This is a genomic window from Pseudomonas sp. R38(2017) (genome assembly GCF_002112395.1).
In the GTDB taxonomy this organism is placed as follows: Bacteria; Pseudomonadota; Gammaproteobacteria; order Pseudomonadales; family Pseudomonadaceae; genus Aquipseudomonas.
In genome coordinates this window covers 640,216-662,852 of record NZ_NEHN01000003.1, presented here as the reverse complement: position 1 = coordinate 662,852, position 22,637 = coordinate 640,216, and the positions used below count along the sequence as shown (strand labels likewise).

At 61.5% G+C, this 22,637-nt stretch carries 20 protein-coding genes; 11 read left to right on the top strand and 9 right to left on the bottom strand.

What is annotated here, in order from left to right; genetic code table 11:
• Both CAF87_RS09910 and CAF87_RS09905 read right to left on the bottom strand, forming a co-directional pair.
• The coding region (locus tag CAF87_RS09910) for a YgcG family protein (RefSeq protein ID WP_085748631.1) at window positions 1-710 on the bottom strand (710 nt) is incomplete at its 3' end.
• An 11-nt stretch (window positions 711-721) separates the two neighbouring features.
• On the bottom strand, window positions 722-1,330 hold the full coding sequence (locus CAF87_RS09905; RefSeq protein WP_085729954.1) for a LemA family protein: 609 nt from the start codon (window positions 1,328-1,330) through the stop codon (window positions 722-724).
• 260 nt (window positions 1,331-1,590) lie between these two features.
• Here CAF87_RS09905 and bglX point away from each other — a divergent pair, with 260 nt between their 5' ends.
• Complete coding sequence (gene bglX / locus CAF87_RS09900) at window positions 1,591-3,882, top strand: beta-glucosidase BglX (RefSeq protein ID WP_085729953.1); 2,292 nt, start codon at window positions 1,591-1,593, stop codon at window positions 3,880-3,882.
• 69 nt (window positions 3,883-3,951) lie between these two features.
• Here bglX and CAF87_RS09895 read toward each other — a convergent pair whose 3' ends face one another.
• From CAF87_RS09895 to CAF87_RS09875, 5 genes are all read right to left on the bottom strand, one after another.
• Window positions 3,952-5,109 carry a phosphatidylserine/phosphatidylglycerophosphate/cardiolipin synthase family protein gene (locus CAF87_RS09895; RefSeq protein ID WP_085729952.1) on the bottom strand — a complete coding sequence of 386 codons (1,158 nt, stop codon included), beginning with the start codon at window positions 5,107-5,109 and terminating at the stop codon, window positions 3,952-3,954.
• A 1-nt stretch (window position 5,110) separates the two neighbouring features.
• On the bottom strand, window positions 5,111-5,701 hold the full coding sequence (locus CAF87_RS09890) for a YceI family protein (RefSeq protein ID WP_085729951.1): 591 nt from the start codon (window positions 5,699-5,701) through the stop codon (window positions 5,111-5,113).
• A gap of 81 nt (window positions 5,702-5,782) precedes the next feature.
• Window positions 5,783-6,094 carry an amidase gene (locus tag CAF87_RS09885; protein WP_085729950.1) on the bottom strand — a complete coding sequence of 104 codons (312 nt, stop codon included), beginning with the start codon at window positions 6,092-6,094 and terminating at the stop codon, window positions 5,783-5,785.
• A complete protein-coding gene (locus tag CAF87_RS09880; protein WP_085729949.1) occupies window positions 6,091-7,170 on the bottom strand; it encodes a serine hydrolase in 1,080 nt (359 codons plus the stop codon). The genes CAF87_RS09885 and CAF87_RS09880 overlap by 4 nt, the downstream gene beginning before the upstream one ends.
• 31 nt (window positions 7,171-7,201) lie before the next feature.
• The gene (locus tag CAF87_RS09875) at window positions 7,202-8,107 is read right to left on the bottom strand and encodes an acyl-CoA dehydrogenase family protein (RefSeq protein WP_085729948.1); all 906 of its coding nucleotides are present in this window, start codon (window positions 8,105-8,107) and stop codon (window positions 7,202-7,204) included.
• Window positions 8,108-8,260: 153 nt separating this feature from the next.
• Here CAF87_RS09875 and olsB point away from each other — a divergent pair, with 153 nt between their 5' ends.
• On the top strand, window positions 8,261-9,016 hold the full coding sequence (gene olsB, locus CAF87_RS09870) for an L-ornithine N(alpha)-acyltransferase (protein ID WP_085729947.1): 756 nt from the start codon (window positions 8,261-8,263) through the stop codon (window positions 9,014-9,016).
• Entirely contained in the window at window positions 9,016-9,810 is a 795-nt protein-coding gene (locus CAF87_RS09865) for a 1-acyl-sn-glycerol-3-phosphate acyltransferase (protein ID WP_085729946.1), read from the top strand. The genes olsB and CAF87_RS09865 overlap by 1 nt, the downstream gene beginning before the upstream one ends.
• Before the next feature lie 14 nt (window positions 9,811-9,824).
• Here the strand turns inward: CAF87_RS09865 and CAF87_RS09860 are convergent, their stop codons facing one another.
• Window positions 9,825-10,397, bottom strand: a complete 573-nt coding sequence (locus tag CAF87_RS09860; RefSeq protein WP_085729945.1) for an ACP phosphodiesterase — start codon at window positions 10,395-10,397, stop codon at window positions 9,825-9,827.
• 171 nt (window positions 10,398-10,568) lie between these two features.
• Between CAF87_RS09860 and CAF87_RS09855 the strand changes: the two genes are divergently transcribed.
• Genes CAF87_RS09855 through CAF87_RS09845 form a run of 3 tightly spaced genes read left to right on the top strand, consistent with a single transcriptional unit; the run spans window position 10,569 to window position 13,151 of the window.
• Window positions 10,569-10,871 carry a helix-turn-helix transcriptional regulator gene (locus tag CAF87_RS09855; protein WP_007957866.1) on the top strand — a complete coding sequence of 101 codons (303 nt, stop codon included), beginning with the start codon at window positions 10,569-10,571 and terminating at the stop codon, window positions 10,869-10,871.
• Window positions 10,872-10,905: 34 nt separating this feature from the next.
• On the top strand, window positions 10,906-12,069 hold the full coding sequence (locus CAF87_RS09850) for an MFS transporter (protein WP_085729944.1): 1,164 nt from the start codon (window positions 10,906-10,908) through the stop codon (window positions 12,067-12,069).
• A gap of 32 nt (window positions 12,070-12,101) precedes the next feature.
• Window positions 12,102-13,151: an alkene reductase gene (locus CAF87_RS09845; RefSeq protein ID WP_085729943.1), complete on the top strand. Its 1,050-nt coding sequence runs from the start codon at window positions 12,102-12,104 to the stop codon at window positions 13,149-13,151.
• 251 nt (window positions 13,152-13,402) lie between these two features.
• Here the strand turns inward: CAF87_RS09845 and emhR are convergent, their stop codons facing one another.
• Window positions 13,403-14,035: an efflux system transcriptional repressor EmhR gene (gene emhR / locus CAF87_RS09840; RefSeq protein ID WP_085729942.1), complete on the bottom strand. Its 633-nt coding sequence runs from the start codon at window positions 14,033-14,035 to the stop codon at window positions 13,403-13,405.
• 267 nt (window positions 14,036-14,302) lie between these two features.
• On the opposite strand from emhR, the gene emhA reads away from it, so the two are divergent.
• The 5 genes from emhA (at window position 14,303) to CAF87_RS09815 (ending at window position 22,598) form a co-directional block, all read left to right on the top strand.
• Window positions 14,303-15,457: an efflux RND transporter periplasmic adaptor subunit EmhA gene (gene emhA / locus CAF87_RS09835; RefSeq protein WP_085729941.1), complete on the top strand. Its 1,155-nt coding sequence runs from the start codon at window positions 14,303-14,305 to the stop codon at window positions 15,455-15,457.
• A 3-nt stretch (window positions 15,458-15,460) separates the two neighbouring features.
• The gene (gene emhB, locus CAF87_RS09830; protein WP_085729940.1) at window positions 15,461-18,610 is read left to right on the top strand and encodes an efflux RND transporter permease subunit EmhB; all 3,150 of its coding nucleotides are present in this window, start codon (window positions 15,461-15,463) and stop codon (window positions 18,608-18,610) included.
• Entirely contained in the window at window positions 18,607-20,067 is a 1,461-nt protein-coding gene (gene emhC, locus CAF87_RS09825) for an efflux RND transporter outer membrane subunit EmhC (RefSeq protein WP_085729939.1), read from the top strand. The genes emhB and emhC overlap by 4 nt, the downstream gene beginning before the upstream one ends.
• Before the next feature lie 288 nt (window positions 20,068-20,355).
• Window positions 20,356-21,615: an OprD family porin gene (locus CAF87_RS09820; protein WP_085729938.1), complete on the top strand. Its 1,260-nt coding sequence runs from the start codon at window positions 20,356-20,358 to the stop codon at window positions 21,613-21,615.
• A gap of 167 nt (window positions 21,616-21,782) precedes the next feature.
• Complete coding sequence (locus tag CAF87_RS09815) at window positions 21,783-22,598, top strand: methyltransferase domain-containing protein (protein ID WP_085729937.1); 816 nt, start codon at window positions 21,783-21,785, stop codon at window positions 22,596-22,598.
• Window positions 22,599-22,637: the final 39 nt, after the last annotated feature.

Genomic DNA, 22,637 nt, shown 5'->3' with positions numbered 1-22,637 from the left:
CCGCCGCTGAAGCCCCCGCCTCCACCGCCGCCGCCAAAACCTCCGCCACCAAAGCCGCCCCCTCCTCCGGAGCCGCCGCGGCCGGCGGGAAGGATACCGAGCATCTGGCAGATAAAAACAGTCAGGATGAACAACATCACCAGAAATACGAACAACGCCGGGTGCCGCGAGACGAAATCGTCCGAAGGATCGCCAGATGATTCATACACCGTAGAAGGTTCATCCAGCGGATTACCCCCCAGCACCACCAGCATTGCCGCGACACCGTCGCTGATGCCTTTGCTGAAATTGCCGGCCTTGAACGACGGCGTGATGACCTGATGAATGATCACCGAACTCTGGGCATCGGTCAGGCGATCCTCCAGCCCGTAGCCGACTTCGATGCGCAATTTGCGCTCGTCCCGGGCGACGATCAACAGCGCGCCATTATTCTTGTCCTTCTGGCCGATGCCCCAGTGCCGGCCGAGTTCGACCCCGTAGTCCTCGATGGTTGCGCCTTGCAGGTTCGGCAATGTGACGACCACCAGTTGCTCGCCGGTCGCCTGTTCGTGGGCCTGCAACTGCTGGTTCAGCTGCGCGCGCACCGAGGGCTCGATCATCTGCGCGTCGTCCACCACCCGCCCGGTCAGCGCCGGAAATATCAACTCGGCCCGGGCGCTGACAGCGAAAAGCCACAGCATCAGCACCAGGCCCAACTTCAACACACGCATAGGCATCCGGCTCAGAACTTCACTTCCGGGGCCTTGTCCGCGCCGGGGCTGGTGGCTTCGAAGGTCTCGCGGATCGGCAGATCGCTGTACATCACGCTGTGCCAGAAGCGCCCAGGAAAGGTACGGATCTCGGTGTTGTACTTCTGCACCGCCAGGATGAAATCGCGACGTGCCACAGCGATGCGGTTCTCGGTGCCTTCAAGTTGCGATTGCAGGGCGAGGAAGTTCTGGTTGGCCTTGAGGTCCGGGTAGCGCTCGGAGACCACCATCAACCGGCTCAAGGCACCGCTCAGTTGGTCCTGTGCCTGCTGAAACTGCTTGAGCTTTTCCGGGTTGTCGAGGGTACTGGCATCGACCTGGATCGACGTCGCCTTGGCACGGGCCTCGACAACCGCTGTCAGGGTGGCCTCCTCGTGCTTGGCGTAGCCCCTGACCGTTTCCACCAGATTGGGGATCAGGTCGGCGCGGCGCTGGTACTGGTTCTGTACCTGGCCCCAGGCAGCCTTGGCCTGTTCGTCGAGGGTGGGAATGTTGTTGATGCCGCAAGCGGTCAACAACGTGGCCAGCACCAGCAAGGTGGCGACCTGCAAACGCGAGCGGTAGACAGGACTGACATTCATCGGACGGGTGCTCCCTTGCACATTTCATGAATAATGACTCGCGAAACATTCTCAGCCGGCGGTTGGGGCATAATCGCCCGCGCCACTGGATTGCAGCGGGCCGATGGGCTAAAAAGAGGCCCTGCGCGATCACGTCGCCGAAACATTCGACGTACATTCGGCTGTCGTTTTCTGAATCAGCACCCGAACAACAATAGTCGTTCCCTAAATTTTGGCTGGCCGGCATTGCAACGCCGTTTAGGCCCTTGAGAAAACTATTCATGAAGAAGCTGTGTTTGCTGGGCCTGTTCGTCAGCCTGGCCAGTCATCAAGTACTGGCCGCCACGACCCCGGTACCCCTGGAAAACAAGGACGCATTCATCAGTAACCTGATGAAACAAATGACCCTCGACGAGAAGATCGGCCAGTTGCGCCTGATCAGTATCGGCCCGGAAATGCCCCGCGAGCTGATCCGCAAAGAGATCGCCGCCGGCAACATCGGTGGCACGTTCAACTCGATCACCCGCCCGGAAAACCGTCCGATGCAGGACGCTGCCATGCGCAGTCGCCTGAAGATCCCGATGTTTTTCGCGTACGACGTGATCCACGGTCACCGTACGATTTTCCCGATCCCTCTGGCCCTGGCATCGAGCTGGGACATGGATGCCATCGGCCAGTCCGGGCGCATTGCCGCCAAAGAGGCCGCTGCCGACAGCCTCGACATCACCTTTGCGCCGATGGTCGATATTTCCCGCGACCCGCGCTGGGGCCGCAGCTCCGAAGGTTTCGGTGAAGACACCTACCTGACCTCGCGTATCGCCAAAGTCATGGTCAAGGCCTATCAAGGCGACACCCCGAGCGCGGCCGACAGCATCATGGCCAGCGTCAAGCACTTCGCCCTGTACGGCGCGGTCGAGGGCGGTCGCGACTACAACACCGTCGACATGAGCCCGGTGAAGATGTACCAGGACTACCTGCCACCGTACCGCGCCGCGATTGATGCCGGCGCCGGCGGCGTGATGGTGGCGTTGAACTCGATCAACGGCATCCCGGCCACCGCCAATACCTGGCTGATGAATGACCTGCTGCGCAAGGAGTGGGGCTTCAAGGGCCTGGCAGTCAGCGACCACGGCGCGATCTTCGAACTGATCAAGCACGGCGTGGCCGCCGACGGTCGCGAAGCGGCGAAGCTGGCAATCAAGGCCGGCATCGACATGAGCATGAACGACACCCTGTACGGCAAAGAACTGCCGGGACTGCTCAAGTCCGGCGAAATTGAACAGAAAGACATCGACAACGCCGTGCGTGAAGTCCTCGCCGCCAAGTACGACATGGGCCTGTTCAAGGACCCGTACCTGCGTATCGGCAAGGCTGAAGACGACCCGGCGGACACCTACGCCGACAGCCGCCTGCACCGCGCCGACGCCCGCGACGTCGCTCGTCGCAGCCTGGTGCTGCTGAAGAACCAGAACGAAACCCTGCCGCTGAAGAAAACCGCGAAGGTTGCGCTGGTCGGTCCACTGGCCAAGGCCCCGATCGACATGATGGGTAGCTGGGCCGCTGCCGGCAAACCGGCGCAATCGGTCACGCTGTTCGACGGCATGAGCAGTGTGATCGGCGACAAGGCGAACCTGATCTACGCCCGTGGCGCCAACATCACCAATGACAAGAAGATCCTCGACTACCTGAACTTCCTCAACTTCGATGCGCCGGAAGTGGTCGATGACCCGCGCCCGGCCAACGTGCTGATCGACGAAGCGGTAAAAGCCTCCAAGGACGCTGACGTAATCGTTGCAGCCGTGGGCGAGTCCCGTGGCATGTCCCACGAATCGTCGAGCCGTACCGACCTGAACATCCCGGAAAACCAGCGCGAGCTGATCCGTGCCCTGAAAGCCACCGGCAAGCCGTTGGTGTTGGTGCTGATGAACGGCCGTCCGCTGACGATTCTTGAAGAGAAAGAACAGGCTGACGCGATTCTGGAGACCTGGTTCAGCGGCACCGAGGGCGGCAACGCCATCGCCGACGTGTTGTTCGGCGACTACAACCCGTCGGGCAAACTGCCGGTAACCTTCCCGCGTTCCGTGGGCCAGATCCCGACCTACTACAACCACCTGAGCATTGGCCGGCCATTCACGCCGGGCAAACCGGGCAACTACACCTCGCAGTATTTCGATGACACCACCGGGCCCCTGTTCCCGTTCGGTTACGGCCTGAGCTACACCGATTTCAGCCTGAGCGACATGGCGCTGTCGTCGACCACCTTGAACGCCACCGGCAAGCTCGACGCCAGTGTCACGGTGAAAAACACCGGCAAGCGTGACGGCGAAACCGTGGTGCAACTGTACATCCAGGATGTCACCGGTTCGATGATCCGTCCGGTCAAGGAGCTGAAGAACTTCCAGAAGATCATGCTCAAGGCCGGCGAGCAGAAAGTCGTGCACTTCACCATCAGCGAAGATGACCTGAAGTTCTACAACGCCCAGCTCAAGTACGCGGCCGAGCCTGGCAAGTTCAACGTGCAGATCGGCCTGGACTCCCAGGACGTGACGCAGCAGAGCTTTGAATTGCTGTAACGGTTAAAGCTACACATAAAAATGAGGGAGCTGGCTTGCCAGTTCCCTCATTGTTTTTGCGGTATTGAATCAGCCCCGGCGATCGAGCAGGTTGACCACCACCCGATCCACCCATCCCCAGATCCGCTGCTTCACCCGCCGCCACAACGGCCGGCGCTGCCATTCCTCCAGGCTCACCTGCTCACTCAGGCCGAAGTCCTTCTCGAAACTCGCCGCCACCGCTACCGTCAACGACGGATCCAGCGCTTCCAGGTTCGCTTCAAGGTTGAAGCGCAGATTCCAGTGATCGAAATTGCACGAACCGATGCTCACCCAATCGTCCACCAGCACCATTTTCAAATGCAGGAAACACGGCTGGTATTCGTAGATTTTCACCCCGGCCTTGAGCAGGCGCGGATAGTAGCGATGCCCCGCGTAGCGCACCGACGGGTGATCGGTGCGCGGCCCGGTCAGCAGCAGGCGCACGTCAAGGCCACGGGCGGCGGCCTTGCGCAGGGAGCGGCGGATTTTCCAGGTCGGCAGGAAGTAAGGCGTCGCCAGCCAGATACGCTTCTGGCCACTGTTCAGTGCGCGGAACAGTGATTGCAGAATGTCGCGATGCTGGCGGGCGTCGGCGTAGGCCACACGGCCCATGCCCTCGCCGGTGTCGGGTACGCGCGGCAATCGCGGCAGGCCGAAATTCGCGTGGGGTTTCCAGGCCCGGCGATGGCGGTTGGCAATCCATTGGCGGTCGAACAACAGTTGCCAGTCGAGCACCAGGGGGCCGGTGATTTGCACCATCACTTCGTGCCATTCGCTGGTGTCGTGGCCCGGGGTCCAGAATTCGTCGGTCACCCCCGTGCCGCCAACCACCGCCAAACGCTGATCGACCAGCAACAGCTTGCGGTGGTCGCGATAGAAATTGCCGACCCAGCGCCGCCAGTTCAGGCGATTGTAGAAACGCAGCTCGACGCCGGCGAGCGTCAGGCGCTGACGCAAGGCCAGGGTGAAGGCCAGGCTGCCGTAATCATCGAACAGACAGCGCACCCGCACGCCCCGCTCGGCCGCCAGCACCAGCGCCTGAACCACGGTTTCGGCACAGGCGCCGGCCTCCACCAGGTACAACTCCAGTTCGATCTGCTCACGGGCGCGGGCGATTTCCTCAAGCATGCGCGGGAAGAATTGCGGGCCATCGATCAGCAGTTCGAAGCGGTTGCCGTCACGCCACGGGAACACTGCGCCGCGCATGTCAGCGCGCCGCGAAGATCAGCACCGCACCCACCGGCACCGACAGACTGATGGCCGACAGGCCGGCCATTTTGCGCAGGTTTTCCAGGCCTGGCAGCAGTTCGAAATCCTCGGCGCTGATCACCAGCGGCTCCAGCGTCACCACTTGAAAGCGTCGGTCATCGAGGCGCGTGGCGAGCAGTTCGGCAGGGTATTCATGCTGTTTGCCGTGCAGGTTGACGGTCAGCGGCAGACGCAATTCAAGCTGCGCGCCAGGAGCCAGATCGTTGATCGGGCGCAGGTCGATTTGCGTGGTGATGGTCGCCTCGGGAAATTGCTCGATCTGGAACAACTCCTTGCGCATGCGCTCATCGCGCAGCGGGACGCCGCTGTTGATCGAGTCCAGCTCGACCTCGACTTCGGCGCGGCCGTCGGGATCGACCTTGCCATGCAGCACCAGAAAGCGCTGAACTTCGGACACGTTGGCGTTTTTCGTGCTGACGAACGACAGCCGCGACGACTCGCCGTCCAGATACCAGTTGGCCTGGGCCGGCAGCGCAGCAGCGCCCAGCAGCAGGCCGGCGAAGGCGTTGCGCAGAGAACGGTTGAACATTGAAGACTCGTGGGGCCGATAAACCTGCACGAACCTTAACTGTCTGAAGCCGGGATGCAAACCGGTAGTTCATTTTGCGAATCAGGGCTTGAGGCGACACCCCTGACGTTCGCCCTGCCATTGGGCGCTGTTGGTACGGCCCATGCCACTGGCGCTGACGAGTTTTTGTGTGCTGTCATCGGTCAGCTCACCGGGCAGCCACTGCTTGACGTAGCCCCGGCAATACTTGGCTTCGTTATTCATCACGTAGCGGCACGAACAGTATTCCTTGGCGGTATAGGCACTGATGATGTCGGGGAAGGCCCACAGGTTTTCCCGCTCGTGCCAGCCCCAGCCCAACAGCACGACCAGCAGCACCAGCAGCACCAGCAGGATTTTTCTGAACAGTTTCATGGCCGCACCGCCCCGAGCACGCGCTTGAGCAATTCGTTGTGGCGATAGCTGCCGTCGCGATCATCGCCATAGCGCACGATCACCAGTTTTTCGCTCGGGATCACGTACAGCGCCTGGCCCCAATGGCCGAGGGCAGCGAAGGTGTCGGGCGGTGCGTCGGGCCACGGCGAGGCGGCGCCATCCGCCGGGCGATTGAGCCACCACTGGCCGCCGGGCACGGCTTCGTCCTGATGGGCCTTGTAGCCGGCGAAGGGCTGGCGGTTGAAGGCGACCCAATCCCTGGGCAACAACTGCCGGTCGTTCCAGCGTCCGTCCCGTTCCATCAGCAGGCCGATTCGCGCCAGATCCCGGGCCGTCAGGTAGGCATAGGAAGACGCGACGAAAGTGCCCGTGGCATCGGTTTCCCAAGTGGCGTGGCGGATGCCCAGCGGATCGAAAAGCGCTGTCCACGGATAGTCCGGATAACGCTGCGGGCCGACGATGGCTTTCAGCGCGGCGGCCAACAGATTGCTGTCGCCGCTGGAATAGCGGAACGCCTGCCCCGCTGATGCGTAGCTGTCGTGATCGGCAGTGAAGGCGGCCATGTCGCGGTGGCCACGGGTGTAGAGCATTGCCACTACCGAGGATTTCAACGGGGCGTATTCGTAGTCTTCCTGCCAGTCGATGCCCGAGGCCCAGTGCAGCAGATCCTTGAGAGTGATGGCCGGGTGTTTTTCCAGCACCGGATAATATTTTGCGGCAGGGTCATCGAGTTTGAACAAGCCTTCGCCGTACGCCACGCCGAACACCGTGGCCATCAGGCTTTTGCTGATCGACCAGGTCAGGTGTGGGGTGTCGGCGGTGGTTGCAGCAGCGTAGCGTTCGTAGATGAGCTGGCCGTCGCGGATCACCAGCAAGGCATCGGTGCGGATGCCTTTGCGGGTGTTGTCGTCGCGGCTCGGGAAGGCATAAGCCTCCAGTGTTTCGACGGCGGGGCCGGCGATTTTCGCACCGGTCGGCCACTGCTCGCCCGGCCATTGTTCGGCCTGAACGGTGAAGCTTATCAGCAGCAAAAACAGGGACAGGCCTTTGAACATGGTGAGGGCTCTGGGGATGAATCTGCCAAGCCTAGCCGGCGTTCATGACAGCTGTGTTTTGGCTTGCCGCCAACGCCTTGGCCAGCCGTTTGGCCCGTGCGCCTGCTGCCAGTTGCATCAGTGCCTGGTCGCGCTGCCACATCGCCGCCCACTCCGGATGACTGTCGCGCAACGCCTGATCGACCTCCGGTTTGAGCCCGTCGAACTGCGCAAACAAGCCACCGAGCAGCACATGCCCGACGGGATTGTTCGGCGGCTGGCGACTGACTTCCGCGCAACCGGCCAACAGCGCCAGCAAGCGCAATTGCAGTGGCTGCGGCCAGCCGCTGTCCTGACCGACGCCGTACAGCCACGCGGTCATCGCACTCAGCACATAGACATCTTCAAGGGTGCGGAACGGTTTGACGTAAGCGTCCCAACCGTCCCCGGCGAGCAGCTCACAAAGAGCATCGTCGAGATGCAGCCGACCATGACTGATGTCCGGTATCAACGGCAGTGCCGGGAGTTTTTCCACGCGCACACCGGATTCGCCGGGGTACACCACCGCCAGGCTCAGGCGCGGTGATTCGCCGGGTTGCTCACTGCGGGCGGCGATCAGCAGCCAGTCCGCCGCGTCGCCGGCGGTAACGAAATCCTTTTGCCCGGTGAGGCGCAGATCCGTGAGCCGGGTCTGCATGTCCGCCGGGCGCAGGCTGCGCTGTTCGGTCGCACACAACGCGCCCAGGCTTGGCGGCGCGCTCGGCCAGAGCATGCGCAGCGCCGCCTGATAGCCCACCAGAAACGCCAGCCCCGGCGTTGCCATCCGCCGCCCTCCCGCCACCGCCAGTTCGAACGGCGTGACGCTGCCCAGTTGATGCAGCAGCGTGGCGAAACCCTCCGCCAGATCGGCAACGGCGGGCAGGCGTTCGCGACATTCAAGCAGGGTCGACCAGGTCATCAGAGGCTCCTCGTGGGCTGTCATATAAGCATCACCAAACATTCATGGCGATGACACCGGGGCTACATAGCCTGACTTTGCACAACACGGCTGCATAAAGAAAGTCGATCGGCTGTAACCCACGACGGGTTAAAGGCCCGTACGGAGATTCAAATGACTCAGATCGCCCGCATCAGCGACACCGGCAATGAACGCCGCCTGCAAGCCGAACGCCTGATCGGCGCCGAGGCCTTGCAGCAAGCCCAGGCCTTGCGCTTCAACGTGTTCAGCGGCGAGTTCAACGCCAAACTGAACGGCGCGGAGCTGGGTCTGGACATGGATGACTATGATGTTCACTGCAGCCACATCGGCGTGCGTGACCTGAACACCGGCCGTCTGGTGGCGACCACCCGTTTGCTCGACCACACCGCCGCCAGCAGCCTGGGAAAGTTCTACAGTGAAGAAGAATTCAGCCTGCACGGCCTCGCCGGCCTGCAAGGCCCGATCCTCGAAATCGGTCGCACCTGCGTCGACCCGGCCTACCGCAACGGCGGCACCATCGCTGTGCTTTGGGGCGAACTGGCCGAAGTCCTCAATCAGGGCGGCTACAGCTACCTGATGGGTTGCGCGAGCATCCCGATGCAGGACGGCGGCGTACAGGCTCACGCGATCATGCAGCGCCTGCGCGAACGTTATCTGTGCACCGAACATCTGCGCGCCGAACCGAAGAATCCGCTGCCAACGCTGGATATTCCATCGAACGTGATCGCCGAAATGCCACCGCTGCTCAAGGCCTACATGCGCCTGGGCGCGAAGATCTGCGGCGAGCCGTGCTGGGACGAGGACTTCCAGGTCGCCGACGTGTTCATCCTGCTCAAGCGCGACGAACTCTGCCCACGCTACGCCAAGCACTTCAAGGCGGCCGTGTGATGAGCCGGCTGCGGGTGTACGCACGGATCGCGCGGGTGCTGCTGGTGGTGACGCTGGGCTTGAGCATGGCCAGTGTCTTCGGGGTTTTCGAACGTCTGGGGCTGGCTCATTCGATGCAACGCCGGCAGCGCTGGTCGCGGTTTTTCATGGCGCGCCTGAGCAATGCCCTGCCCTTTCGCGTGACCGTCCATGGTGAACTGCCGAAGCAGCCGATGCTGTGGGTCAGCAACCATGTGTCGTGGACTGACATTCCGCTGCTCGGCATGCTCACGCCGCTGTCGTTTCTGTCCAAGGCCGAAGTGCGCACCTGGCCGGTGGCCGGCTGGCTGGCGGCGAAGGCCGGCAGTCTGTTCATCCGTCGCGGTTCGGGCGACAGCCAGTTGATCCGCAAGCAGATGACCCGTCACCTGCAAACCGATCACCCGCTGCTGATGTTCCCGGAAGGCACCACCACCGACGGCCGCTCGCTGCGTACCTTTCATGGTCGCCTGCTGTCGGCGGCGATTGATTCCGAAGTCATGCTGCAACCAGTGGCGATCCGTTATCTGCGCAATGGCGAGATCGATTCGCTGGCGCCGTTCATTGGTGACGATGATCTGCTGTCGCACCTGATGCGCCTGTTCAGCAACGATTGCGGCGATGTGGAAGTTCACTTGCTCAAGCCGATTGCCTGTCAGGGTCGGGAGCGCGCGGCACTGGCGTACGAAGCCCAGCAAGCAGTGCAGAAAGCATTGTTCGGCGAGGTGGCCAAACCGGCCGAACCGCGTCGTGCAGGCGAGTTGATCGCCGCCTGATCGTCATCCTCTGCCTACAGCTGCCGGCCGGCGAAGTCCTGCAGCTGTGGGTAGAACAAGCGAAAGTCGTCACTGAGCGGTTCATACAGACGCCGCAACTCCTGCATCGCCCCTGCCAGTTCTTCAGGCTTGCTCAGGCGTCGGGAAATCCCGCGCAATACCTGATCCAGCACTTCGAACTCCTCATACGAACCCAACCAGTCATTGGCCACCATGTGCGGGGCGATCTTCGCCAGGCGCTCGGGCAATTGCCGCTCGCTGGACAACACCCGGTAAACGTCAGTAGTGAATTGCGCCAGCGGTCGGTCGGCGTAGAGTGCCCAATCGCGGGCAAGGCAATGGTCGAAAAACACGTCGAGGACGATGCCGGCGTAACGGCGGCGGGTCGTGGAAAAACGCGCCAGTGAAGCGTCCACCAACGGGTGACGATCGGTGAACACATCGATCTGACGATGCAAGGCAATTGCCGCTTCGATCTCCGGATCGAACTGCCCTTGCAGCCGTCCTTTGACGAAATCGCCATACAGACTGCCGAGCAGTTGACCGGGGCGCTGGCCACCGAGGTGCAAATGTGCGAGATAGTTCATGGGCGCAGCTTAGCACCGCGCCGGAGTTTGTTTACACCTCACATATCGTTATAACCCGATATACCGATTTGTACGGTCGTCAGATCGAATTCATATTGGTATATCGCGAAATACCGATTTAAAGTTCGCCTCATCGCGATATAGCGCTACACACATCACGAGCAACCAGCCATGAACATTGACCTCGACGAAATAATAAAAGCCCTGGCACACCCAGTACGGCGAGACATCCTCAACTGGCTGAAAGACCCGAAAGCCCAGTTTCCGGAACAGATCCACAACCACGAGTACGGCATCTGCGCCGGGCAGATCGACCAACGCTGCGGCCTGTCGCAATCGACCGTCTCCGCCCACCTGGCCACCCTGCAACGGGCCGGGCTGATCAGCAGCCAGAAAGCCGGGCAGTGGCACTTTTTCAAACGTAACGAGGACGTGATCCAGGCGTTCCTCAGCACTCTCAGCAAAGAGCTCTGACCCTTAACGTCAGCCAGCCGAAAAGGACCAAACGATGCCCCTCTCGCTCCTCATACTCGCCCTGAGCGCCTTCGCCATCGGCACCACGGAATTCGTCATCATGGGCCTGTTGCCCGATGTGGCGGCGGATCTCGGTGTGTCGATTCCCGGCGCCGGCTGGCTGGTGACCGGCTACGCCCTGGGCGTGGCGATTGGTGCGCCGTTCATGGCGATGGCCACCGCAAGACTGCCGCGCAAGGCTGCACTGGTCGCGTTGATGGGCATCTTCATTATTGGCAACCTGCTCTGCGCCATCGCCACTGACTACGAGGTGCTGATGTTCGCCCGAGTGGTCACCGCCCTGTGCCACGGTGCGTTCTTCGGCATCGGTTCGGTGGTCGCGGCCAACCTGGTGGCGCCGAACAAGCGTGCCTCGGCCGTGGCCCTGATGTTCACCGGCCTGACACTGGCCAACGTACTCGGCGTACCGCTGGGCACCGCGCTCGGTCAGGAAGCCGGCTGGCGCTCGACCTTCTGGGCAGTGACCGTGATCGGTGTGATCGCGCTGATCGGCCTGATCCGCTTCCTGCCGGCCAAGCGTGACGAAGAAAAACTCGATATGCGCGCCGAACTGGCTGCGCTCAAGGGTGCCGGTATCTGGCTGTCCTTGAGTATGACTGCGCTGTTCGCCGCCTCGGTATTCACCCTGTTCACTTATGTCGCACCGCTGCTGGGCGATGTCACTGGCGTCTCGCCCCGTGGCGTGACCTGGACCCTGATGTTGATCGGCCTGGGCCTGACCGTCGGCAACATCATCGGCGGCAAACTGGCCGACAAAGGCCTGGTCGCGACGCTGATCGGCGTGTTCATCGCCATGGCCGTGACCTCCACCGTCCTGACCTGGACCAGCGTCGCGCTGATCCCCACCGAGATCACCCTGTTCCTCTGGGCCACCGCGTGTTTCGCCGCCGTACCGGCCCTGCAAGTGAACGTCGTGACCTACGGCCAGGCCGCACCGAACCTGGTGTCGACCCTGAACATCGGCGCCTTCAACGTCGGCAACGCCCTCGGCGCCTGGGTCGGCGGCACCGTCATCGCTCACGGCTATGGCCTGACCAGCGTCCCCCTTGCCGCTGCAGCGCTGGCGGTCCTGGCCCTGCTGGTGACCCTGATCACATTCCGCCAGAACGGCAATCCCGAGCTGGCCACCGCTAACTGACTCACTCATTTAACTCACGAGGGTTGTATCTCATGGCAACAATTTTCGATCCGATCAAGCTGGGCGACCTCGAATTGTCCAACCGCATCATCATGGCACCGCTGACTCGCTGCCGCGCCGACGAAGGTCGTGTGCCGAATGCATTGATGGCCGAGTACTACGTGCAACGCGCCTCTGCCGGCCTGATCATCAGTGAAGCCACCTCGGTGACCCCGATGGGCGTCGGCTACCCGGACACCCCGGGCATCTGGTCCAACGATCAGGTGCGTGGCTGGACCAATGTGACCAAGGCGGTTCACGCCGCCGGCGGCAAGATCGTCCTGCAACTGTGGCACGTGGGCCGGATTTCCCACCCGTCGTACCTGAACGGCGAAACCCCGGTTGCACCGAGCGCCATCCAGCCTAAAGGTCACGTCAGCCTGGTTCGCCCGCTGGCCGACTATCCGACGCCACGTGCTCTGGAAACCGCTGAAATCGCTGACATCGTCGACGCCTACCGCGTCGGCGCGGAAAACGCCAAGGCGGCCGGTTTCGACGGCGTGGAAATCCACGGCGCCAACGGCTATCTGCTCGACCAGTTCCTGCAAAGCAGCACCAACCAGCGCACCGACAACTACGGCGGCTCCCTGGAAAACCGCGCCCGTCTGCTGCTGGAAGTGACCGACGCGGCCATCGAAGTCTGGGGCGCCGGCCGTGTCGGCGTGCATCTGGCGCCGCGCGCAGACTCCCATGACATGGGCGACGACAATCTGGCCGAAACCTTCACCTACGTCGCTCGTGAACTGGGCAAGCGCGGCATCGCCTTCATCTGCTCCCGCGAAAAAGAAGGTGCCGACAGCCTCGGCCCGCAAATGAAAGAAGCTTTCGGCGGCGCGTACATCGCCAACGAACGCTTCACCAAGGACAGCGCCAACGCGTGGCTGGCAGCGGGCAAGGCTGACGCTGTGGCATTCGGTATCCCGTTCATTGCCAACCCGGACTTGCCGGCTCGCTTGAAGGCCGACGCGCCGCTGAACGAACCGCACCCGGAAACCTTCTACGGCAAAGGCGCGGTTGGCTACCTCGACTACCCGACGATGTAATCCACACCGCAGAAACGCAAAAAGCCCCCGACTCGTGAGAGTCGGGGGCTTTTTATTGGGCGCGGAGTTTGCGAGTTGCTCATATTCGTTCACTGGCTCGACACAAAATCCCTACAAAATACGTAGTTCGCTACGTATCAACTCGATGGGTTGAGGTATATAAAAGCAATCCACTGCGGCGGGGCGAGTGAACACGGATCTTCATCCGCGTCCTTAATTGACACAAACTGAACCCAATAACGAATTTTGTTTCATTTGCGCAGACTGGGGCTCCAGCGCAGCATATCCAGCCCTGTATCGACCCAGCGCTCGGCTTCGGCGTACAGCTCGAAACTGTCCGGGGCCAGCAGCCATTGATACAGGATGCCATCGATAAAGGCGTGAATGCTGATGGCGGCGCGGGCGGTGTCGAGGTCCGCCGGCAGTTGCCCACGATTGACCGCATTACTCAATGTCAGCGCGATCCGCACATTGCAATCGAGGCTGGCGGTCCGGCGCTGTTGGCGCAGGTCGCACATTTCATCGGTGAATTCGCACTTATGAAACAGAATTTCGTTGATACGCCGGGTCTTCGGGTCCAGCGCAACTTGATGAAACAAATGAATCAGCAGTTGGCGCATGCAACCCAGTGGGTCGGGTTCGTCCTCGCTTTCGCTGGCCTTGGCCAACTCGTCCAGCGGCTCGTGCAGCGTATCGAGCATTGCCTGCAGCAAATCGGCCTTGTTGCTGAAGTGCCAATAGATGGCGCCCCGCGTCACGCCGGCCAGGCTCGCGATATCGGAGAGCGTGGTGCGGGCCACTCCCCTCTCAAAGAAAGCTTTCTCGGCGGCTTCCAGAATCTGGCTTCGCGTTTCCTGAGCTTCCTCTTTGGTGCGACGAACCATGGCAGTAAAACCTCAAACAGGATGTTTCAGGGATGGCTGAATATCCGCTGAATAAAAAGGGGTGGATCTCTCGCGGATCGACTCCCCCGGCCTACAATTTCAGACCTTGCCACGACTTTTGTAACCAGATGGGTACGCAGCCAAGGTGTTTACAAACAACCATGAACGTAAGTATATTCCTTAGCAAGCTACTTATCCACCCGGCACTCATTTTTTACCCTTCCACACTTCTTGTGCGCTTTTCGCGCGCCTGACCCGAGGATCTTCATGCAATTCAAGCCAGCTGTTACCGCTCTGGTCACTGCCGTCGCCCTGGCATCGCTGCTCAGCGGATGTAAAAAGGAAGAGGCGGCTCCCGCCGCACCACCTCCTCAGGTCGGCGTCGTCACCCTGCAACCACAGGCCTTTACCCTGACGTCGGAACTCCCGGGCCGCACCAGTGCGTTCCGCATCGCTGAAGTCCGTCCGCAGGTCAACGGCATCATTCTCAAGCGTCTGTTCAAGGAAGGCGGCGATGTCAAAGCCGGCCAGCAGCTGTATCAGATCGATCCTTCGGTCTATGAAGCGACCCTGAAAAGCGCCGAAGCCAACCTGCGTTCGACCAAGTCGATCTCCGACCGCTACAAGCAACTGGTCGACGAGCAGGCCGTGAGCCGTCAGGAATACGACACGGCCGTGTCCAACCGCCTGCAATCGGAAGCTTCGCTGCAGAGCGCGCAGATCAACGTGCGCTATACCAAGGTTTACGCACCGATCTCCGGGCGTATCGGCCGCTCTTCGGTCACCGAAGGTGCGCTGGTCAGCAACGGGCAGACCGATGCGATGGCGACCATCCAGCAACTGGACCCGATCTACGTCGACGTGACGCAGTCCTCGGTCGAACTGCTGGAACTGCGCCGTGAACTGGAAAGCGGCCGTCTGCAGAAGGCCGGTGACAACGCCGCGGCGGTCAAGCTGACCCTGGAAGACGGCAGCCAGTACAAGCTCGACGGTAAGCTGGAATTCTCCGAAGTGTCGGTCGACCCGACCACTGGATCCGTGACTCTGCGCGCCGTGTTCCCGAACCCGGATCACACCCTGTTGCCGGGCATGTTCGTTCGCGCCCAGCTGCAGGCCGGTGTCAACGCCGCGGCCATTCTGGCGCCACAACAAGGCGTGACCCGTGACCTCAAGGGAACCCCGACCGCGCTGGTCGTGGGTGCGGACAACAAGGTCGAACTGCGTCAGCTCAAGGCCAGCCGTACCGTCGGCAGCCAGTGGCTGATCGAAGACGGCCTGAAAGCCGGCGATCGCCTGATCACCGAAGGGCTGCAATTCGTGCGTCCAGGTGTTCAGGTCAATCCGACCGAAGCGACCAACGTAGCCAAGAACCCGGCACCCGCCAAGGCAGCTGACAAAGCCTACGGCGGCAAAGGGGAGTAACTCATGTCGAAATTTTTTATCGACCGTCCGATTTTCGCCTGGGTAATTGCCCTGGTGATCATGCTGGTCGGGGCTCTATCGATCCTCAAGTTGCCGATCAACCAGTACCCGAGCATTGCGCCACCGGCGATTGCGATTTCCGTGACCTACCCGGGTGCTTCGGCACAGACGGTTCAGGACACGGTGGTGCAGGTCATCGAGCAACAGCTCAACGGTATCGACAACCTGCGTTATGTGTCCTCGGAAAGTAACTCCGACGGCAGCATGACCATCACCGCGACCTTCGAGCAAGGCACCAACTCCGACACCGCGCAGGTCCAGGTCCAGAACAAGCTGAACCTGGCCACCCCGCTGTTGCCGCAGGAAGTGCAGCAACAGGGTATCCGCGTGACCAAGGCAGTGAAGAACTTCCTGCTGGTGATCGGCGTGGTGTCGCGTGACGGCAGCATGACCAAGGACGACCTGTCCAACTACATCGTGTCGAACATGCAGGACCCGATCTCCCGGACCGCCGGTGTCGGTGACTTCCAGGTCTTCGGTGCCCAGTATGCGATGCGCATCTGGCTCGACCCGGCCAAACTGAACAACTACAACCTGACCCCGGCCGATGTCAGTGCCGCGATCTCGGCGCAGAACGTTCAGATTTCCTCCGGTCAGCTCGGCGGTCTGCCGGCGCTGCCAGGCCAGCAATTGAACGCCACGATCATCGGCAAGACCCGTCTGCAGACCGCCGAGCAGTTCAAGGCGATTCTGCTGAAGGTCAACCAGGATGGCTCGCAAGTCCGTATCGGTGACGTCGCCGATGTCGGTCTGGGTGGTGAAAACTCCAGTATCGCGGCGCAGTTCAACGGCAAACCGGCCTCCGGTCTGGCGGTAAAACTGGCCAACGGTGCCAACGCCCTCGACACCGCAAAAGCCCTGCGCAAGACGATTGACGACCTCAAGCCGTTCTTCCCGCAAGGCATGGAAGTAGTGTTCCCGTACGACACCACCCCGGTGGTGACCGAGTCGATCAAGGGCGTGGTTGAAACCCTGGTCGAAGCGATCGTGCTGGTGTTCCTGGTGATGTTCCTGTTCCTGCAGAACTTCCGTGCGACCGTCATCACCACGATGACCGTGCCGGTGGTATTGCTCGGTACGTTCGGCATCCTCGCGGCCGCCGGTTTCAGCATCAACACCCTGACCATGTTCGGTATGGTATTGGCCATCGGCTTGCTGGTGGACGACGCCATCGTCGTGGTGGAGAACGTCGAGCGGGTGATGGCAGAAGAAGGCCTGTCACCGAAGGAAGCGACCAAAAAGTCCATGGGCCAGATCCAGGGCGCCCTGGTCGGTATCGCGCTTGTACTGTCGGCGGTATTGCTGCCGATGGCGTTCTTCAGCGGTTCCACCGGTGTGATCTACCGTCAGTTCTCGATCACCATCGTCTCGGCCATGGCCCTGTCGGTAATGGTTGCGCTGATCTTCACCCCGGCCCTCTGCGCCACCATGCTCAAGGCGATTCCGAAAGGCGAGCACGGCACGCCGAAAAAAGGTTTCTTCGGCTGGTTCAACCGCAACTTCGACCGTAGCGTTCGCAGCTACGAGCGTGGTGTCGGCAACATCCTGCAACGCAAGGCTCCGTACCTGCTGGCCTACCTGCTGATCGTGGTCGGCATGATCTGGCTGTTCACCCGCATTCCAACGGCGTTCCTGCCGGAAGAAGACCAGGGCGTACTGTTCGCCCAGGTGCAGACCCCAGCCGGTTCCAGTGCCGAGCGCACGCAGGTGGTGATCGACGAAATGCGCTCCTACCTGCTGGACAAAGAATCCAGCTCGGTAGCCTCGGTGTTCACCGTGAACGGCTTCAACTTCGCCGGTCGCGGCCAGAGCTCGGGTCTGGCGTTCATCATGCTCAAGCCATGGCACGAGCGAGACGCGAGCAACAGCGTGTTCGCCCTGGCACAACGTGCCCAGCAGCACTTCTTCAGCTTCCGCGACGCGATGGTGTTTGCCTTTGCCCCGCCGGCCGTACTGGAGCTGGGTAACGCCACCGGTTTCGACGTGTTCCTGCAGGACCGCGCCGGTATCGGTCACGAAAAACTGATGGAAGCCCGTAACCAGTTCCTCGGCATGGCGGCGCAAAGCAAGGTGCTCTACCAGGTGCGTCCGAACGGTCTGAACGACGAGCCGCAATACCACCTGGAAATCGACGACGAGAAGGCCCGTGCCCTGGGCTTGAGCCTTTCCGACATCAACAGCACCCTGTCGATCTCCTTCGGTAGTAGCTACGTGAACGACTTCATCGACCGCGGCCGTGTGAAGAAGGTTTACGTGCAGGGTCAGGCCGGCGCTCGCATGAGCCCTGAAGACCTGAAGAAGTGGTACGTGCGCAACAGCGCCGGCACCATGGTTCCGTTCTCCGCGTTCGCCAAGGGCGAGTGGATCTACGGTTCGCCGAAACTGGCGCGTTACAACGGTGTGGAAGCGATGGAGATCCTCGGTTCTCCGGCGCCGGGTTACTCCACCGGTGAAGCGATGGCCGAAGTCGAGGCGATTGCCAAGAAGCTGCCGGCCGGCGTGGGTATCTCGTGGACCGGTCTGTCGTACGAAGAACGACTGTCCGGCTCTCAGGCTCCGGCGCTGTACGCCCTGTCGCTGCTGATGGTGTTCCTGTGTCTGGCGGCGCTGTATGAAAGCTGGTCGATTCCGATCGCGGTCATGCTCGTGGTGCCACTGGGGATCATCGGTGCGCTAATGGCCACCAGCCTGCGCGGTCTGTCGAACGACGTGTACTTCCAGGTGGGTCTGTTGACGACCATTGGTCTGGCGGCTAAAAACGCCATTCTGATCGTTGAATTCGCCAAGGAACTGCACGAGCAGGGACGCAGTCTGCGCGATGCGGCCATTGAAGCCTGCCGCATGCGTCTGCGACCGATCATCATGACGTCGCTGGCCTTCGTCCTCGGTGTTGTACCGTTGGCTATCTCCACCGGCGCAGGCTCGGGCAGTCAACACGCGATCGGTACCGGTGTGATTGGCGGTATGCTCACCGCAACGATCCTGGCGATCTTCTGGGTTCCACTGTTCTTCGTCACTGTGTCGTCCATGGGTCAGCGCAAAATCGCTGGCGAGGATGACACCAAAGAAACTCCTAAAGAGGCTGGCCAATGAGCAAGTCGCTACTCTCCATCGCAGTCGCCGCCTTCGTGCTGAGCGGTTGCTCGCTGATACCGGATTATCAGCAGCCTGAAGCACCGGTGGCCGCGCAATTCCCGCAGGGCCCGGCGTACTCGCCGGCCCAGGCACCGGCGCAGGCCGCTGCCGAGCAGGGCTGGAAGCAATTTTTCCATGACCCGGCCCTGCAACAGTTGATCCAGGTTGCCTTGGAAAACAACCGCGACCTGCGTGTCGCGGCGCTGAACATCGACGCCTACGCGGCTCAGTACCGCATCCAGCGTGCCGACCTGTTCCCGGCGGTTTCCGCCAATGCCAGCGGCAGTCGTCAGCGGGTTCCGGCCCGTGCATCGCAGACCGGTGAAGCGAACATCACCAGTTCCTACACTGCCACCGTCGGCATCAGCGCCTACGAGCTCGACCTGTTCGGTCGGGTTCGCAGCCTGAGCGAACAAGCGCTGCAACAATACTTCGCCACCGAAGAAGCGCGCCGCAGCACCCAGATCAGCCTGGTGGCCAGCGTGGCCAACGCCTACCTGACCTGGCAGGCCGACAAGGAACTGCTCAAGCTGACTCAAGACACCCTCGGTGCCTTCGAGGAAAGCTACAAGCTGACCAGCCGCAGCAACGAGGTCGGTGTGGCCTCGGCGCTGGACCTGGCGCAGTCGCGCACCTCGGTCGAGAACGCCCGTGCCCAACTGGCGCGCTACACCCGCCAGGTGGCCCAGGACGAAAACAGCCTGACCCTGCTGCTCGGCACCAGCGTGCCGGCCAACCTGCAAGCGGCCAAACCGCTGTCGGATGACCTGCTGGCCGACGTGCCGGCCGGTCTGCCGTCGGATCTGCTGCAACGTCGTCCGGACATCCTTCAGGCCGAGTACAACCTGAAGGCCGCCAACGCCAACATCGGCGCGGCCCGTGCAGCGTTCTTCCCGAGCATCAGCCTGACCGCCAACGCGGGCAGCCTGAGCCCGGACCTGTCCGGCCTGTTCAAGGGTGGCTCGGGCACGTGGCTGTTCCAGCCGCAGATCAACCTGCCGATCTTCAACGCCGGCAGCCTGCGCGCCAGCCTCGACTACGCCAAGATCCAGAAGGACATTGGCGTGGCGAACTACGAGAAGTCCATTCAAACGGCCTTCCAGGAAGTCGCCGACGGCCTGGCCGCCCGCCAGACCTACACCGAGCAGTTGCAGGCCCAGCGTGATTTCGTCGCCGCCAACCAGGATTACTACCGCCTGGCAGAGCGTCGCTACCGCATTGGCGTCGACAGCAACCTGACCTTCCTCGATGCCCAGCGTCAGCTGTTCAGCGCCCAACAGGCCCTGATTACCGACCGCCTCGCGCAGTTGACCAGCGCGGTCAACTTGTACAAGGCTCTGGGCGGTGGCTGGAATGCGCAAACCGCGCAGAACGAACCGCTCAAAGAAGAAGCGCCGAAGATGAAGCTGTTCTGATCATCCGGTGAACACAAGAAGCCCGCCCACTGGCGGGCTTTTTGTTGCCTGTCAATCTTGCGTTCGATAATCGCCCGAATTCCACTTTCGCCGATTGAATCGCCTCGCCCGCGCCCCGCACCATTCGAGCCACAAAACCAATAACAACAGGTTCGACACCATGCTCCCGCGCCCTGCTCCATCCGGCTGATCGCCGCCGCTTCGCCCCCTGATTCCATTGAATTTCTGCGCCTCAGAAACGGCCGCAGCGCCCCCGTACGCCCAAAAAAACAAGAGAGACCCGAGAACATGACAACGTCCCCTGCGCCCTACGCACTTCCCGGCCTGATCGCCCTCGCCCTGGCCGGCGTCGCGCTGCCCGCCGCGGCTGAAGAAGCCGGTTTCATCGAAGGGGCCAAGGTCAACCTGAACCTGCGCAACTTCTACATCAACCGTAACTTCACCAACCCGACCAAGGCTCAGGGCAAGGCTGAAGAGTGGACGCAGAACTTCATCCTCGACGCCAAGTCCGGCTTCACCCAGGGCACCGTCGGGTTCGGCATGGATGTACTGGGGTTGTATTCGGTGAAGCTTGATGGCGGCAAAGGCACGGGCGGCACGCAACTGTTGCCGCTCGATCGTGACGGGCGCCCGGCGGACAACTTCGGCCGCACCAACGTCGCGTTCAAGGCAAAGCTGTCGCAGACCGAAGTGAAGGTCGGCGAGTGGATGCCGGTGCTGCCGATCCTGCGTTCGGACGACGGCCGCTCCCTGCCGCAGACCTTTCGCGGCGGTCAGATCACCTCGAAGGAAATCGACGGCTTGACCCTTTACGGCGGCCAGTTCCGCGCCAACAGCCCCCGTGACGACAGCAGCATGAGCGACATGTCGATGACCGGCAAAGCCGCTTTCACCTCCGATCGCTTCAACTTCCAGGGCGGCGAATACGTGTTCAACGACAAGCGCACCCAGATCGGCCTGTGGAACGCCGAGCTCAAGGACATCTACAGCCAGCAATACGTCAACCTGATTCACAGCCAGCCGGTCGGCGACTGGACCCTGGGCGCCAACCTCGGTTTCTTCTACGGCAAGGACGACGGCAGTGCCCGTGCCGGCGAACTCGACAACAAGACCTGGTCGGGCATGTTCTCGGCGCGATACGGCGGCAACACCTTCTACGTCGGCCTGCAAAAGCTCACCGGTGACAGCGCCTGGATGCGCGTCAACGGCACCAGCGGCGGCACTCTGGCCAACGACAGCTACAACGCAAGCTACGACAACGCGCAGGAACGTTCCTGGCAACTGCGCCACGATTACAACTTCGCCGCCCTCGGCGTGCCCGGCCTGACCCTGATGAACCGCTACATCAGCGGCGACAACGTGCACACCGGCACCATCACTGACGGCAAGGAATGGGGCCGCGAATCGGAACTGGGCTACACCGTACAAAGCGGCGCGCTCAAGAACCTGAACGTCAGATGGCGCAACTCGACCATGCGTCGTGACTTCAGCAACAACGAGTTCGACGAAAACCGTCTGATCGTCAGCTATCCGATCAGCCTGCTCTAGGCCGCCTGTCCGAATGGCTGGCGTTGCACCAGCCATCATCTAGAGTGGAAAAACCTGAAGGACTCAGGTGCTCCACCCTCTTCGCTTCCGTTATCTGTTGATGTAGGTCCTCAAGACTTGGCCAGGTTGTCATCGGAAGACCCTGCTGATCACCGGAGGACCACCTCATGATCACCCGACTCAAACCGGCTCCCGTCGACAAGGACTGGGATGCCAAGGCGTACCTGCAGTTTTCCCGTCTCAGGCAACAACCGGTCGATGAATTGCTCGGTCGTGTCGACCTGGACAATCCTCAACGCATTTATGACCTCGGTTGCGGCACCGGGATTGCCACGAAGGTTCTGGCAGATCGCTGGCCCCGAGCACTTCTCAAAGGCATCGACAGTTCGAATGACATGCTAAAGGTCGCCCGCTGCCTGCCGATCAAGGCGCGCTGGCAACACGCGGAGCTGCAACGCTGGAAACCCCGACAACCGGCCGACCTGCTGTTCGCCGCCGCCGTGCTGCATTTCATCGATGACCATCAAACGCTGTTCCCGGGATTACTCCACCACCTCAACCCCGGCGGATGCCTGGCCGCCCACATGCCCGACTGGCGCGATGCGCTGTGGTATCGGCTGATGCTCGACACCCTCGACGATGCCGGCCCTTGCGGCCGCCCCATCGGCACTGCGCAATTGCGCCAGCGCATGGCGGCGCGGCCGTTGTTATCGCTGGAGGATTACTACCGTTTGCTCGCGCCGCTGACCCAGTCGCTGGAGATCTGGGAAACCGAGCAGTTGCAGGTCGTGCGCGGAAGCTCACCGATTTATGACTGGGTGAAGGCGTCGGCGCTAAGGCCGGTGATGCACGGACTGACGTCAGAAGAACAGGCGCGCTTCATCTATCGCTACCTGATGCGAGTGCATGCGCATTATCCGCAGGAGGAAAACGGGCACACGTTGTTTGCGTTCAAGCGGATTTTCATTGTGGCGAAGGTGTGAAGTTCAAAGGATCGCAGCCTTCCACAGGCTGCGATCCTT